Source organism: Thiocapsa marina 5811 (assembly GCF_000223985.1).
Taxonomy (GTDB): Bacteria; Pseudomonadota; Gammaproteobacteria; order Chromatiales; family Chromatiaceae; genus Thiocapsa; species Thiocapsa marina.
Window position 1 is genome coordinate 227,804 of sequence record NZ_AFWV01000004.1, and the last position, 14,707, is coordinate 242,510.

The 14,707-nt window shown below is 62.6% G+C and carries 14 protein-coding genes and 2 pseudogenes; 9 read left to right on the forward strand and 7 right to left on the reverse strand.

Annotated features, from left to right (window positions below; all coding sequences use genetic code 11):
* Positions 1-80: 80 nt before the first annotated feature.
* Positions 81-887 carry a glycosyltransferase gene (locus tag THIMADRAFT_RS07295; RefSeq protein ID WP_007192347.1) on the reverse strand — a complete coding sequence of 269 codons (807 nt, stop codon included), beginning with the start codon at positions 885-887 and terminating at the stop codon, positions 81-83.
* A gap of 194 nt (positions 888-1,081) precedes the next feature.
* Between THIMADRAFT_RS07295 and THIMADRAFT_RS07300 the strand changes: the two genes are divergently transcribed.
* The 5 genes and pseudogenes from THIMADRAFT_RS07300 to THIMADRAFT_RS28510 form a co-directional block, all read left to right on the forward strand.
* Positions 1,082-1,783 carry a glycosyltransferase family 2 protein gene (locus THIMADRAFT_RS07300; RefSeq protein WP_007192348.1) on the forward strand — a complete coding sequence of 234 codons (702 nt, stop codon included), beginning with the start codon at positions 1,082-1,084 and terminating at the stop codon, positions 1,781-1,783.
* Entirely contained in the window at positions 1,780-2,181 is a 402-nt protein-coding gene (locus tag THIMADRAFT_RS07305) for a DUF2304 domain-containing protein (protein WP_007192349.1), read from the forward strand. Before THIMADRAFT_RS07300 ends, THIMADRAFT_RS07305 begins: the two co-directional genes overlap by 4 nt.
* 5 nt (positions 2,182-2,186) lie before the next feature.
* On the forward strand, positions 2,187-3,365 hold the full coding sequence (locus THIMADRAFT_RS07310) for a glycosyltransferase (protein ID WP_007192350.1): 1,179 nt from the start codon (positions 2,187-2,189) through the stop codon (positions 3,363-3,365).
* 603 nt (positions 3,366-3,968) lie between these two features.
* A complete protein-coding gene (locus tag THIMADRAFT_RS28225; protein WP_007192351.1) occupies positions 3,969-4,091 on the forward strand; it encodes a hypothetical protein in 123 nt (40 codons plus the stop codon).
* Positions 4,082-4,411 (forward strand): annotated as a pseudogene (locus tag THIMADRAFT_RS28510) (reverse transcriptase domain-containing protein); the annotation flags it as partial. The gene THIMADRAFT_RS28225 and the pseudogene THIMADRAFT_RS28510, both read left to right, overlap by 10 nt.
* Positions 4,412-4,431: 20 nt before the next feature.
* Here the strand turns inward: THIMADRAFT_RS28510 and THIMADRAFT_RS07320 are convergent.
* From THIMADRAFT_RS07320 to THIMADRAFT_RS28515, 3 genes and pseudogenes are all read right to left on the reverse strand, one after another.
* Positions 4,432-6,654: a recombinase family protein gene (locus tag THIMADRAFT_RS07320; RefSeq protein ID WP_007192352.1), complete on the reverse strand. Its 2,223-nt coding sequence runs from the start codon at positions 6,652-6,654 to the stop codon at positions 4,432-4,434.
* Positions 6,647-6,820: a hypothetical protein gene (locus tag THIMADRAFT_RS27010; protein WP_007192353.1), complete on the reverse strand. Its 174-nt coding sequence runs from the start codon at positions 6,818-6,820 to the stop codon at positions 6,647-6,649. The genes THIMADRAFT_RS07320 and THIMADRAFT_RS27010 overlap by 8 nt, the downstream gene beginning before the upstream one ends.
* Before the next feature lie 106 nt (positions 6,821-6,926).
* Positions 6,927-7,073, reverse strand: a pseudogene (locus tag THIMADRAFT_RS28515) (hypothetical protein); the annotation flags it as partial.
* A 74-nt stretch (positions 7,074-7,147) separates the two neighbouring features.
* On the opposite strand from THIMADRAFT_RS28515, the gene THIMADRAFT_RS07325 reads away from it, so the two are divergent.
* Positions 7,148-7,972: a reverse transcriptase domain-containing protein gene (locus tag THIMADRAFT_RS07325; RefSeq protein ID WP_007192354.1), complete on the forward strand. Its 825-nt coding sequence runs from the start codon at positions 7,148-7,150 to the stop codon at positions 7,970-7,972.
* A gap of 271 nt (positions 7,973-8,243) precedes the next feature.
* Here THIMADRAFT_RS07325 and THIMADRAFT_RS07330 read toward each other — a convergent pair whose 3' ends face one another.
* Genes THIMADRAFT_RS07330 through THIMADRAFT_RS07340 form a run of 3 tightly spaced genes read right to left on the reverse strand, consistent with a single transcriptional unit; the run spans position 8,244 to position 11,468 of the window.
* Positions 8,244-8,993 carry a glycosyltransferase family 2 protein gene (locus THIMADRAFT_RS07330; RefSeq protein WP_007192355.1) on the reverse strand — a complete coding sequence of 250 codons (750 nt, stop codon included), beginning with the start codon at positions 8,991-8,993 and terminating at the stop codon, positions 8,244-8,246.
* 28 nt (positions 8,994-9,021) lie between these two features.
* Positions 9,022-10,182: a glycosyltransferase family 4 protein gene (locus THIMADRAFT_RS07335; RefSeq protein WP_007192356.1), complete on the reverse strand. Its 1,161-nt coding sequence runs from the start codon at positions 10,180-10,182 to the stop codon at positions 9,022-9,024.
* A 26-nt stretch (positions 10,183-10,208) separates the two neighbouring features.
* A complete protein-coding gene (locus THIMADRAFT_RS07340) occupies positions 10,209-11,468 on the reverse strand; it encodes a glycosyltransferase family 4 protein (RefSeq protein WP_007192357.1) in 1,260 nt (419 codons plus the stop codon).
* Positions 11,469-11,692: 224 nt separating this feature from the next.
* On the opposite strand from THIMADRAFT_RS07340, the gene THIMADRAFT_RS07345 reads away from it, so the two are divergent.
* From THIMADRAFT_RS07345 to THIMADRAFT_RS07355, 3 genes are all read left to right on the forward strand, one after another.
* On the forward strand, positions 11,693-12,670 hold the full coding sequence (locus THIMADRAFT_RS07345) for a GDP-mannose 4,6-dehydratase (protein ID WP_007192358.1): 978 nt from the start codon (positions 11,693-11,695) through the stop codon (positions 12,668-12,670).
* 21 nt (positions 12,671-12,691) lie between these two features.
* On the forward strand, positions 12,692-13,783 hold the full coding sequence (gene gmd, locus THIMADRAFT_RS07350; protein WP_007192359.1) for a GDP-mannose 4,6-dehydratase: 1,092 nt from the start codon (positions 12,692-12,694) through the stop codon (positions 13,781-13,783).
* A gap of 120 nt (positions 13,784-13,903) precedes the next feature.
* Entirely contained in the window at positions 13,904-14,707 is an 804-nt protein-coding gene (locus THIMADRAFT_RS07355) for an ABC transporter permease (protein ID WP_040730144.1), read from the forward strand.

The following is a 14,707-nucleotide window of genomic DNA, read 5'->3' on the forward strand; positions in this document are numbered from 1 at the left end:
TTCGGGTGTTTCGCGCCGCGGATTCGACCGTCGCGCGGGACGCCGCGGATCAGCTGAACACTGCCTCGCGGATTGCATGGCTATCGGAGAGAAAAAACTGGGTGAGCCTGCAGAGGCTCAGAGGCGTCAAGTTCCTGATCCGATCGATACAGTCGCAACTCGTTCGAGCTCTGCAGTCGTATGGCTGACGCCTGAAGCCGGGCACGGGAGCGATGCCAACCCCGTTCTAGCTCTTCCGGATCATAGTGCCGGTCAATCCACTTTTCTTTGGCATGGGCTGTGCTTAAGAAGAGATAATGGCGCATAAGAAAATCGGTTGGATAGACCTTTAATTCCGGGAAGCCGATTTGATGGCCACCCGATGACGCAAGGTCGGGAGACGATGCCTGGCGTTTCCAAAGATTGAGGCGATTGTGCGGAAACGGCCTTATCGCGTAATACCGGCGCATGGTGTCTTGGAACTGCGGATGATCGTGATCGGGCTCCTCGCGGGTCGGAACGAAGCAAAGCTCCGCAAAATTGACTGCGTTATAGCCTTGTGAATCGACCTCCCCGAGTGCCTCGTGAATCGTTCGGAAAGGTGGAGGGGGAAGCCGGATCTCATCGGCGTCGACATGCATGAACCAATCGTGACCGGATGTCTGCGCGATCTCGACCTTGCGCTGAAGAATCCGCTCCCAACGGTAGAACCCGTCGCGCGGTAGCGACTCGATTGCGATCAAGCCACGGCCAAGGTACTGCCGGGCGATCTCGACGGTCCCGTCCGTTGATTCGTTGTCGAGGAGGTACGTCTCGAACCCTTGTCGAGCCAGGTTCTCGATGCACGCACGCACGAACCGTTGCTCGTTGTAGGTTGCGAGGATGGCAAGAGCGGTGAGCTTGGCCACGATGATTCCTTCTGCGTTGTGGGCGCGACCTTCCGCCCGTAGGTTCGAGCGCCGATTCCGGGGGCGTTCGACGGGGCGAAGCGTCTCGAAATCCGGCTTCGTTTTGTTGTATCGTGTCGCCTATCCGAGCTCCTTCGAGCTCATCCGGGGCGGGCGCTTTAGGGACGGCCACCTCCTGACCCTCGGCAAGCATTATGATCCTGATCCCGGCGCACAACGAGGCCGCGACAATCGAGCGGATCGTGACCGCAGCGCGTGATCGCGGGGACCGTCCGGTGGTCGTCATGGACGACAACAGCAGCGACGATACGGCCGATCTTGCCCGTGCAGCCGGTGCGATCGTGCTGCCGCTTGCGCTCCAGCTCGGCGCGTGGGGAGCCACGCAGACCGGACTTCGGTTCGCCGCGCGCCACGGATGGCCGATCGCCGTCACGCTCGATGCCGATGGCCAACACGAGCCCGCCCTGATCCCCGAACTGATTGCGCCCATCCGCGCCGGCGAGGCCGATGTCGTCATCGGCGCCTGCCCCTCGCGCGCGAGCCTGGCGCGCCGAATTGCCTGGCGCTATTTTCGCGCGCTCACAGGTATGGATGTGGACGATATCACGTCCGGCTTTCGCGCCTATAATCGCGCGGCGATCGAGCGACTCTCATGCCCGGACGCCAGCTTGCTCGACTACCAAGATGTCGGCGTGTTGCTGATCTTGCGTCGTCAAGGGTTGCGCATCCAAGAGGTCCAAGTGCCGATGCAGATACGCGGCGACGGCCGCTCGAGGATCTTCGATTCCTGGTGGACGGTCGGCCGATACATGATCCAGACGAGCCTGCTGTGTATCGCCCGCATCGGCCGCGGTCCGGTACAACCCTTCTTGGATGAACCCGGGTCTCCCGTATGACCTATCAGTTGACATCGATGGCCATCGGGTTGGCCGTTGCCGGCATCATCCTGTGGCTGGTGCGACGCGACCACCTTCACGGCCCGTTCGCACTCTGGTGGATCGGCGCGGCTGCCGCGGTTGTTGTATTGGGTTTCTGGCCGCGATCTTTCGACGTTTTGGCGTCTTACCTCGGCGTCAGTTATCCCCCGATCCTGGCACTGATTCTGGGATTTACCCTTCTGCTCATCAAGATCCTGACGATGGACCTGGAGCGTTCACGGCAGGAGCGGCAGATTCGTCGGCTGGCCCAAAGACTGGCGATGCTCGAGGCGCGTCACCCGCACCTCGAGTCTTCGGCCTCGGGCTATGTCGCGGACGTTCGGAGCAAGGTGCCGGACTCCGGATTTGACTCCTGACAGCAATGCGCGTCCTTCACGTCGGCAAGTTCTATCCGCCGTTCGCCGGCGGCATGGAGTACTTCCTTTTCGATTTGATCGGCGCGCTGCGGGAAGGCGGCGTGGATGTTGCGGCCTTGGTTCATCACGAACGATTTGGTCCGACGGGAGCTCGCCCCGATGAATCGGATCCGTCGCCGGTCTATCGTGCTCCGACCTTCGGTCGATTGCTCTATGTTCCCGTCAGTCCGACCTTCCCGTTCTGGCTGGATCGCGCGATTCGGGAGTTTAGGCCCGATCTGCTGCATCTCCACCTGCCGAACAGCTCTGCGTTGTTCGCGATGGCGATCGCGCGAGCGCGACGCCTGCCCTGGGTGGTTCATTGGCATGCCGACCTGGTTGCCTCCAAGATCGATCGCCGTTTGGCATTGGCTTACCGAGCATACCGTCCGCTGGAGCAAAGGCTCCTGAATCGGTCAGATGCGATTGTGGCGACGTCTCCGACCTATCTCGCCGCGAGCGAACCTCTCAGGTCTTGGCGATCCCGCTGTACCACAATCCCTTTGGGGCTGGACCCAAGGCGGCTCTCCGATCCCGATCCGGATGATCTGGTGGAGGTCACGCCTCTTTGGGGTTCAGCGCCATTGCGCGTGCTCGCGATAGGTCGTTTGACCTACTACAAGGGTCACGAGGTCCTCATTCGAGCAATCTCGCGGTTACCCGAGGTCGGATGTCTCATCGTCGGCGCCGGGGAGAAAAGCACCTCGCTTCTGGCTCTGATCCGTTCGCTCGGGCTCTCCGCTCAAGTAAGACTGCTTGGATTCAGGTCCGAGCAAGAGCTTCGGGCGTTGCTTGCAACCTGCGATGTGGTGTGTTTACCGTCTCTCGAGCGCACGGAGGCATTCGGTCTCGTGCTTCTCGAGGCCATGCGATTCTCCAAACCCGTCGTGGTCAGCGACATTCCGGGTTCAGGCACCGGCTGGCTGGTCCGCCGAGCCGGTCACGGCCTACTGACGCCCCCGGGTGATGCGCAAGCATTGGCATGCGCATTGAGTCAGCTCAAGTCAGATCCGCAACAGCGGCGGGCGCTCGGCGCTCGAGGAGTCGCCGCGCTTGCCGGCGAGTTCGGAATCGACGCGGTCGGCAGGCAGGTTCGTTCCCTGTACCAAGATGTTCTTGCGCGAACGAATCAAGGTCTAAGTTAGGCGATTTTCGAGAATGAGCATCTCGACTGCGCATGCCTTCAAGGTATGTAGGGGCTGAAGGGGCGACTAAAGTCGCCCCTAGGGTGCCCGGCATGGGCAGACTTGTGACCTGTAAAGAGGTCACCGGAGAGAGTGACGACAACCGTAGTGAAGCGCAAGGTGGAAGCCGCGAGGCCAAGCTGAAAGAAGCGTGGATCAAAGGCACGACCGTAGGAACACGAACAAGCAGTGAGGCCGGATGCGGGCGATGAGCGTGCTAGGGACCGCGAAATCCAACCGTCACCGAAAGACGCATCAGGTAGAGCTTGGCGGCACGGGCCGAAAGTCTTGGCACCTTACCCGGGGAGATCTCGGGTCCGAGAGGATCCGAGAAGTCAGCAGAGGCCGTACTAGCGAAGAAGCCCGGTAACGCGGGTGGAGCGAAGGGCCGAAGGACCACGAGACAGCGAGAGCCAAAAGACGCGGCGTGACCCGCGAAGTCGTCCGAAGCCTCGGGGCGTTGCAACTGCGGCAGCCACCCTGAAGGACGTGGGAGCCGAGAGGTGTGGATCACCTGAAGGCGAGCACGGGGACGGCAAGGGGATCGTCGTGGAGAGCGGAATCATGACAGTGCTGAATGAGCGTTTGATGGAGACGGTACTCACGGAGGAGAATCTTCAGGCCGCCTACCGACAGGTGAAAGCCAACGGGACGGTGGCGCGCCCGGAGTGGACGGGATGGGCGTGAAGGCATTGGCGGAACATCTCGACCGACATGGCGACCGGATCAAGGCCAAGCTCCTGGAGGGGCGCTACGAACCGAGTCCGGTGCGAGGCGTGGAGATCCCCAAGCCGCAAGGCGGGGTCCGTGTCCTCGGTATTCCCACAGTGCAGGATCGGTGGCTGCAACAAGCCATCCAACAAGTCCTGACACCGCGGTTCGAGCCGCTGTTCAGCGACAGCAGCTTCGGGTTTCGTCCCGGACGCTCTGCCCACGATGCCGTTCGCGCGGCACGCGGGTACCTGTTGGACGGGAAGACCTGGATGGTCGATATTGATCTGAAGGCGTTTTTGGATCGCTGTTCATACTACCCCCTGGCTGTTTTGCGGTCGTCGAAAAGATCCGGTGTCGGTTCTGAAACCTTGATTCTCAAGCCCTTACGGTTGCCTTGCGAGACATGGATGGCCTCGAGCTCGCCACGCTTGACACGCTGCAACACCGTTTGGCGCGACACGCCGAGCCGGCGCATGGCCTCGACGATGGGGACAAAGCCTTCGGGCGCCTCGCCGGCGAAGTGCGCGCGCAACGCCGCGGTGATCACGATGCGCCAAGGCGCGCCCGGCGTGACCTGCTCGCCGGCGATGAGCCCGTCGTTGAGCTGACGGTGTAGGGTCGAGGGCGCGACCCCGAGGACGGCGGCAGCGTCGCGGATGGTCAGGGGCTCGCCGGAGACGGGCTGTGCCGGCGGCACGAAGCAGGGAATGCCCCAGTGGGTGCGCAGGCTGCCGACGCGGTTGATGGTGAAGGGTAAGCCGGTGGCCGTGGTGCGCTGCTGACGATTGAGCACGCCGGCGATGACGGCGTCCGGATAATACGCGGCCAAGCGGCGAATGAGCGCCACGGTGTCCTCGTCGGTGCGGACCGTGGCCGCGCGGGTGCGCGGCAACGCGATGCTGAGATCGCTGATCAAGCCGCCGTTCCACCGCAGGGTGACGTGCACCGCGTGCGCGTCCTTGTCGTGCGTGACCAGAACCTCTTCGAGGAGGGCACGCAACAGCTCCTTGCGGTCGCGATCGCTGGTGGAAGGCGCCGACCAGACCGCATCCAAATCCTCGGCCAGGTCGAGCAGGGCGTCGCGCTCGGCCGCGCAGAGCGCCTGCGGATGTTGCTGCTCGGCACGCTGCAACTGCTGCTCGGCGGCCTGCACGGCGTGTAAGGCGCTCTCCCAAGCCGCTTCCAAGCCGCGGGCGACCAGGCGATTGTCGGGGTCGACGTTCTGATAGCGGCGCTGCGCCAGCTGCGCCTGATAGCGCGCCTGCTCGAGCTGATGCTGCCATTGCACGCGGGCGGCCTGCGCGGCGCTGTCGCCGGCCTCGGCCGCATCCAAGGCCGCCTGCAGGGCGGCGGGCTGGACCGCCGCGAGGACGGCGGCGGCCACCGCCTGATGGAGGCGCTGCCCACCGACACGCAGGCACGCCTCGCCGCGCCCGTTGGCGAGGTTGTCGCCGGGGCAGGCATAGGACGGGGCGGCGTTGCGACCGCTATAGGCCACCACGAGCTTGCGCCCGCAATGACCGCAGAGGGCGAGGCCCTGCAGCAGGGCCGCCCCTTCGCGCAGCGCGCCGCCGCCGTCGTGGCGTATCGGGCGGGTATTGGCGGCTAAGCGCACCTGATTGGCCTCGAAGGTCGCCCAGTCGATGAAGCCCCGATGGTGATCATGCAGCACGACACTCCAGTCCGCACGTGGTAAGCGCTTGAGGCGTTTGCGCACCTCGCCATGCTCGTCAATATAGCGCTCCTGGCAGGTTTTACCGTAGACGTAGGCGCCGGCATAGACCGGATTGGTCAGCACCTGATGGATTTTCGTGTAGCTCGGCGTACCCCATTGAATGTCGCAGCATCCATTGGCTTGCGTGGGGAACGGCAGCGCCTCGCTGCGAAACCACAGCCAGACCCGCCGTGCCGAGCCCATCTCGGCGAAGCGCTCGAAGACGGCGCGGATCGCTCCGGTGACCGCCGCGTCGGGGTGAAAGCGCACCTCCCCGTCGGCCTCGCCCCATACCAGCCCGATGGGCAGACCCCGGCGCAGCTCCCCGCGCGCTGCCTTGTTGCGGATGCCGCCATTGAGGCGGGCACGCAGGACATGCAATTCCGCCTCGGACATGGTGCCCTTGAGGCCGAGCACGAGTCGATCGTTGAACAGCCCCGGGTGGTAGAGGCCGTCGGCATCGCCGATCAGCGTATCGGTTGTCCCGCACAGATCCAGCAGGCGGTACCAATCGGCGTTGTTGCGGGCGAGTCGCGAGACCTCCAGGGCGAGCACGATCCCGACATGACCGAGCGCCACCTCGGCGGCAAGCTCGGCGAAGCCCGAGCGGGTGTTCAGGCCCGACCCGGAGAGCCCGAGATCCTGATCGATCACCCGGATCTGCGCCGCCGGCCAGCCGAGCTCTGCGGCGAAGGTCTGCAACTGATATTGCCGCGCGGTGGACTCGCGGTTGGACTCGACCTGTGCGCTGGTGGACTGGCGAATGTAGACCACCGCGAGACGCGCGCGATGCGACGGGGTAATTTTGCCCGGTTCAGTCATCGGGATGCTCCTGCGGCTGTGGTGCCCGCCGGGCCAACACGATCTGGCGCATCAGACGCGCCAGCAGTGCGCGAACGCGCTGTTGCTGTTCGAGTGGGAGGGTCTCCCAAGCCGGCACTGCCCCGGCGGGCGGAGGTGGCTCCAGGAAGGTCAACTGCTCGGGCATCGCTCGGCTCCTTCGGTGAGGTTGGCGGGGCCGACTCGGCGGCCTGCGCACGGCGAAGGAGCCCATTAACAACGCCGCGGAGCTGACGCAACTGCGTCACCGAGGCCAGCACCGCCGGACGCGGCGCGGGCGGGCCGTAGAGATCGGTCCAGGTGGCCGGAACGCGCAAGCGCGTCCCGTCCGGGAGCACCAGGACGAGCTTGAGTTCACCTTGAAGGGTGACGGCGCTGAAGACTTCGAGTGACTGGCCGTCAAAGGGATGGCGGGTCCGCCGGACAGTTACCCGCTCGGGGTAGCCGTCGACGTGGTGGTGGTGGGTATTGTGTCGTGGAGTCCTTTGATCATGTCAACCAGGACCGCCTCGTGCACCAGTTGCGCGAGCAGATTGGCGACCCGCGGGTGCTGAGCCTGATCGGGCGCTATTTGCGGGCGGGTCTGCTGCGTCACGGGGAGGTCGAGGTGCGCCTGGAGGGCACGCCGCAAGGCGGGCCACTGAGCCCGTTGCTGGCGAATCTCTACCTGACCCCGCTGGACCGAGAGCTGGAACGACGCGGCCTCGCGTTCTGTCGCTACGCCGATGATATTACGGTGTTCGTGGGCAGCGCGCGCAGTGCCGAACGTGTTCTGAACAGCCTAGTGGCATGGATCGAAGAGCACCTGAAGCTCCCCGTGAACCGCGAGAAAAGCGGCTGGGGACGCCCTTGGGAACGCCAGATGTTGGGTTTCCGGCTCTTGGAAGATGGCCGGATCGGGATCGCGCCCAAGAGCATCACGCGCTACAAGGACGCGGTGCGCCGACTCTGGGATGCACGCCAGAGCCTGACCAGCAAGGAGCTGGTCCAGCAGTGGCAGCGCTACGTGCGCGGCTGGTGGAACTATTTTCGCCTCGCCGACGCACCGAAGGCACTCACCCGTCTGGATGGCTGGGTGCGTCGCCATATGCGCAAGTGCTTTTGGCTGCGCTGGCATAATCGTCCAGGACGACACAACGCCCTGAAACGTCTAGGGATTGTGGGGCGGGCGCTGAAGTTGGCAAGCAGCCGCAAAGGCGCGTGGCGAATCGCGCGCTCGCCGACGTTACAGCATGCGCTGTGCAACCGCATCCTTCGCCGATACGGATTGTGGGTTCCATCAGACCTCGCTGCCGATTAACCGGTGGCTGGGTCCAACCGCCGGATGCGGAAAACCGCATGTCCGGTGGTGTGGGAGGGCTGACGGGCGCAATCCCGTCAGCCCGACCCGATCGCGTGGGTCGATCCTGTCCGGGAAATAGCCTGAAGATTCATAATCCGACGCGCGGGTCTGCCGCAACATCCAAACCGGCATCATCCGGATCAGGCCTGGCGCGCAATGCAGGAACACTCGGTTGCGACGTGCGGAGTCGGCAGTTTCGATCGCGGTTATCGCGCCGGTCAAGGTGCCGTCAACGCCGAACGAGTGAGCGCAGCCATACGGCGTAGGGTTGTGCCAACCACCACTTGAGCGGAACGCGGCCGTAATGCTGCCTTACCACGGACATCGCCTCCCGATAGTGACGCCGACGCTGACTGTTGGTCTTGGTTTGGCGATGCTCGCGGTTGACTGCGACGAAATGATCGACGAAGAGAGGTTTACCGAAACGCCTAAACATGCGCCACCACAGGTCGTAGTCCATTGCCATGTGCAGGGATGGATCGACACCTCCGACCTCCTCCCAGGCCGAACGTCGCATAAGGGTGCCGGGCTGAGAAATGATGCACGCCTGCGCCATGATCCACGTATTGAACGGCATCACCATCGCCGGTCGCATCTTCTGCGTTGTGTCGCGACAGTTCCACGTGCGTCCATAGGCCATTGCGGCCGCGGGATGTTGCTCAAGCGCGTCGAGAAGCTTGCGCAGGCCGCCGGCGTGCAGCCAGTCGTCACTGTTCAGCCAGCACACGAAAGGCGCTCGGCCGCGGCCGATGCCCTCGTTGATTGCCGCCGCTTGGCCGTCATCCGGAGCGCTGCGCCATCCGGCGAGCCGATGCTGCCACCGTTCGATCACTTCCGGGGTTTCGTCATCCGAGCCGCCGTCCATCAGAAAGACTTCAACCGGCAAATCCTGCTCGAAGATCGAGCGCAACGCCTGCTCCAGGAATCGACCTTGGTTGTAGGACGGCACCGCAATTGTGACCAAGGGCGGCGACACCATCAGGCGTCTCCTTTTTGAGCCTCGAAGCTCATGGCCGATTACCGGAACGTTTCGGAGTCGCAAGCGCCTCATCGTACAGCTCCAGCAGCTGGGTCGCGCTGGCTCCCAAGGCGAACCGCTTGGCCTGTGCCTTCGAGCGCGATGTCAGCACGTCTCTATGTGCCGGATTCGCCGCCAATCCCAGCATTGCCTCGCACCAGGCCTCCGTGTCGTCCGGGGCGAGCAGGATTGCGGCATCTCCCGCGACCTCGGGCAGGGATGTCGATGTCGCGGCGATGGTCGGTGCGCCGAACTGAAAGCCTTCCAGAACAGGCAAGCCGAAGCCCTCGAACAAGGATGGATACAGGTTTGCGTAACAGTTTCGATACAGCCAGATCAGCTCGTCGTCGGATACATACCCGGTCATGATCACGTCGCTGCGGATGCCCAGCTCATCGAGTAGGCGCCCGAAATCGTCCATCAACCACCCCTGTCCTCCTGCAAACACCAAAGGTATCCGTGCACCGCCCCTTGACAGATAAGCGGCGTAAGCCTCGGCAAGCCGCCGTTGATTCTTGCGTGGCTCGATCGTGCCTACGCTCAACCAAAAGCCACCCTGCCGGAGATGGCGTACTGTCTTGGGGCAACGCCCCGCGCGCCGCGTGTTCTCAAAGCGGGAGCAGGGATAAATGACCCTGACGCGCGTCTCCGGGAAATGCGGGAACGTCTCCAGGTAGTGCGCGCGCGATGCCGATGAAATGGCAACGACCCAGTCCGCGCTCAGTGCCGATTGGAATACACCTTGGAAGCAGCCGAGCCGGTTGGCCTCTGTTGTCCAGGATGGCATGATCGCGAAACTCATATCGTAGAGCGTATAGATCAATCGGCTCTGCTGCAGCTGAGATGGACACCAGAAATTATTCGCATGCACAATATCCGGCCGATCCAATGCGCTATCCAGGTTTGCTTGGCTCCAAAAACGCCGTGCCGTTTCCCGAGAGACATGTCGTGGGCCATACTTTACGTTCCTGCCAGGATAAGGCGAGGTGAGCGGCATCAGTGCGTCGAAAAAGAAATCGCCGAAGCTCGGGTAGAGTGAGTATCGGTGACTCTGATCAACCCGAAGCAACGCCTGAATCAACGTATCGGCATAATACCCACAGCCCGCCTTTGCGCGGCCGGCTTGGGAGATATCGAATCCAATGTGCATGACGTCCCTGAGCTCGGAATGCCGGCTCAAACCCGGCGAGCGATGGCGGAGCGAAAGAGCTGCCAATACTCTTCCGCCATTCGATCCGCATCGCCAAAGGCAAGCGCGCGTTGCAGCCCGGCACCGATAAGTTGAAAGCGGATACGCTCATCCAACGCCAAGCGGAGCATCGCGTCCGAGATCTGTGCCGGCACCCGCGGATCGAACAGAAGCGCCGCGTCTCCCGCGATTTCAGGCAACGCCGTCGTATTGCTGCACGCCAACGGAACGCCTGCCGTCATCGCCTCGATGATCGGGAGACCGAAGCCTTCGTAAAGCGAGGGGAATATGACGCCACGTGCTCGCGACAGGATCTCGGAAAGATCCCGACTCGACAGGAATCCGGGAAAAAGAACGCGCCCCGCTAATCCCATGGCCTTCGCTGCAGAGGCGAGCTCGCGCTGCCGTTCTCCCGGAGCCCCGGTGCAGACGAGCCGGATGTCAGGCGCGAGACCCTTGCGGCAAGCGATACCGAAGGCGGTCAGCAGCATTTCGTGGTTCTTGTGTTTCCAGAAGTTTGCCGGGTAGAGCAGATAACGTTGGTCCGCGAGACCCAACTGCGCAAACGTCTCGCCGGTCTCTGCGGGCCGTCCGGCCAATCTCTGCGCCAGACGTAAATGGATCGTCTGAATCCGCTCGGGATCAAGCCTGCCGACTTGAATCGCCGTTGTCCGGGTGTATTCGGAAATCGCGACGAGCGTGTCGGCGCGCCGACATGCCTCTTGGAAACTCCAGTGGCGGTTGGCGATATCATCCGCCGCGAAGAACCACGGATAGGTGTTGTGCTGGAGGTCGTAGACGACGCAGACCGTTGCGACGCCCGGCTCGAAAAACGCGGGAGCCGTGAACGGACAGAAGAGAAGATCCACCTCTAGGCGCCGAAGGAAAGAGGTGCCCCCTGAGCGTTTGAGTGCCGTATGGATACGGTAGCCGACCTGACTAGCCAAGCCGCGCAGCTGCATGGGTAGATGCGGCAACGCGCGTCTCGCGATGTTTTGCAGACCCGTGCGCATTGCGCCTGCCACCGCAGGGGCAGAGACTAAGTGGCGCGAAACATTCGCCCGGTCCATGGCGCCCAGTTCCTCGTGCGATGCACTCTGGGTGAGCAGCAGAAAGTGCGTGTCCGGCACCATGGCGGCAAGCCGATGCAGCAGCTCGATCACAAAGACCTTGGCGCCGCCGTTCTCTCCGCCGGGTAGGACGGGGGTGAGGTCAACCGCAATGATCCTTGGTGTACTGTCCTGCATTGTCCTCGGAGTATTTCGCCATCGTTAGCTGTTTGTTTTGGTGGGGTCTGCGGTCCCGGTTCCACGATCGGTGGGATTCTTGGTTCGCGACAACCGCGGTGGACATCGCTTACAATCCGGCAATCAAGAGTGGCGCGTTGAACCCGGATACCCGATCCGTCGACTCGTGAGCATTCGGGACGGTAAACCGTCGATCAGGCGACATGAAAAGGACTCAATCTGGCATGCCGACAGCCTTCATCACCGGGATCACCGGACAGGACGGATCTTACCTCACGGAGTTGTTGCTCGCCGAAGGTTACGAGGTCCATGGCGCCGTGCGCCGCACCAGCAGCCTCGAGCGCAGCCGCCTCGCGCATCTCTACACCGATCCGGCCGTCTACAATCAGCGGCTCTTCCTGCATTACGCCGACCTTGATGACCCGACCACACTGCGGCGTGTCCTGACGACGGTGGCCCCGCGCGAAGTCTACCACTTGGCGGGGCAGAGCCATGTCGGCCTGAGCTTCGAGATCCCGGAGACCACCTGCGAGTTCACCGCCATGGGCACGTTGCGACTGCTCGAGATCATGCGTGATCTGCCCGAGCCGCCGCGCTTCTTCCATGCGACCTCCAGCGAGATCTTCGGGCGCCCCGCGGACGTCCCGCAGACGGAGCAAACTCCGATGGCGCCGGTTAATCCCTACGGGTGTGCCAAGGCGTTCGCAACCCAGATGGTGCGGATCTACCGCGAGGCGCACGGGCTCTTCGCCGTCAACGGCATCTTGTACAACCACGAGTCGCCGCGACGTGGCGAGAATTTCGTTACCCGCAAGATCTGCCGCGCCGCGGCAGCGATCAAGGCCGGTCGACAGCAGAAACTGTCGTTGGGGGACACCTCCGCTCGACGCGACTGGGGACACGCGCGCGACTATGTCCGCGGCATGTGGCTCGCCCTGCGCCACGAAACGCCGGGCGACTATGTCTTCGCAACCGGTCGGTTGCACAGCGTCCAGGATGTCCTGGAAAACGCCTTCGCCTCGGTCGACCTGGATTGGACGTCTTACGTCGAGACCGATCCGCACCTCATGCGACCGGCCGAACCAATGCAACTCGTCGGCGACGCGAGTAAGGCCCGCGCAGTCCTCGGCTGGGTGCCGGAGATCGCCTTCACGGATCTCATCCGCGAAATGACCCTAGCAGAGCTCCAAGCCCTCGCCTGACAATCCCAAGGAACTATCTCCGTGTCGCAACCCAAAGTCGCACTCATCACCGGCGTAACCGGCCAAGACGGCGCTTACCTGGCCGAGTTTCTGCTCGCTAAAGGCTATATCGTCCACGGCATCAAGCGCCGCACATCGCTGTTCAATACCGACCGCATCGATCACCTGTACCAGGATCCGCACGAGCCGGATCGGCGCTTCGTCCTGCATCATGGCGACATGACCGATGCCAGCAGCCTGATCCGAATCATCCAGCAGACGCAGCCCGACGAGCTCTACAATCTCGCTGCCCAGAGCCATGTTGCCGTCTCGTTCGAGGAGCCGGAGTACACCGCCGACTCCGACGCCCTCGGCGCGCTACGCTTGTTGGAAGCCATCCGCATCCTTGGGCTGGAGCGCAAGACACGTTTTTACCAGGCGTCTACCTCCGAGCTGTACGGCTTGGTTCAAGAGGTGCCGCAAACGGAGACGACGCCCTTTTACCCGCGCAGCCCCTACGCCGTCGCCAAGCTCTACGCGTACTGGATCACCGTCAACTATCGCGAGGCCTACGGCATCTACGCCTGCAACGGCATCCTCTTCAATCACGAGAGCCCGCTGCGCGGCGAAACCTTCGTCACCCGCAAGATCACCCGCGCGCTCGCGCGAATCAAGCTCGGTCTGCAGGAGTGCCTCTATCTCGGCAATCTCGACGCCAAGCGCGACTGGGGTCATGCGCGCGACTACATCGAGATGCAGTGGCTGATGCTCCAGCAAGAGAAACCGGAGGATTACGTCATCGCGACAGGCGAGCAACACAGCGTGCGCGCTTTTGTCGATCTGGCCGCCAGCGAGCTCGGTATACAGCTGACTTGGCGCGGTCAGGGCGTCGAGGAGAAGGGTCACGACGCCAAAGGGGTTTGCCGCGTCGCGGTCGATCCACGCTATTTTCGCCCGACCGAGGTCGAGAGCCTCCTCGGTGATCCGAGCAAGGCGCAACGCCAGCTGGGCTGGCAGCCCAAGACTTCGTTCGGCGACCTGGTACGGGAGATGGTGCGGGAGGACCTCAGAGCATCGGAGCGCGATGAGTTGGTCCAACAGCACGGGTTCCATGCTTACGAGCGCCATGAGTGAGGGTTTAGCCGGAAACGGCGCCATTTTCCCAAACGCCGAATCGACTCCCCCTACTCTGCAGTCGCTCCGGGAGCGACCGAATCCACCGCATCCCGACAAGGATCTCCACCCGTGCCCCGCATGCCCGATTTGCTGATGTTTCGTGCCCTCTGGGTCTATCGCGGCTTCGTCTGGAGCAGCGTATGGCGCGAGTTCAACGCCCGCTACCGCGAGTCACTCCTCGGAGCATTCTGGTCGGTGGCCAATCCACTGACGATGATCGTCATCTATACGGTGATCTTCGGTCAGCTCATGCGCCCCACGCTCCCCGGGCATGAGGGAACCCCGTTTGCCTTCAGCATCTATCTGTGCGCCGGTGTCATCACCTGGGCACTGTTTGCCGAGATGCTCGGGCGATTGAACGGCGTTTTTCTCGACAACGGCAACCTGATCAAGAAATCCAATTTCCCGCGAATCTGCCTGCCGGCCATCGTAACACTCTCTGCCCTTGTGAACTTCGGGATCATCCTGTCCATCTATCTGGCTTTTTTAGCCATCATTGGCCACTGGCCAGGCTGGCTATTGCTCGCCTTGATTCCTTTGGTTATTCTTCAGATTCTGTTCGCCTTGGGGCTGGGCATTTTGCTCGGCACGCTCAACGTCTTCTTCCGCGATGTCGGCCAGCTGACCGGCGTTGTCCTACAATTCTGGTTCTGGCTTACTCCAATCGTCTACACGCTGTCCATTCTGCCGGAAGGTGTGCAGGATGCGATGCGCTTCAACCCCATGCAACCCATAATCGCCGCCTATCAGACGATCTTCCTTGATCGTCAAATGCCCGATTTTAAGTCGCTTATTCCGTTTTCTCTCCTCACCGCGTTCTTACTCATCCTTGGCGGACGCTTCTTCCTTTCCAGAGTAGGCGAGCTGGTAGATGAGCTTTGA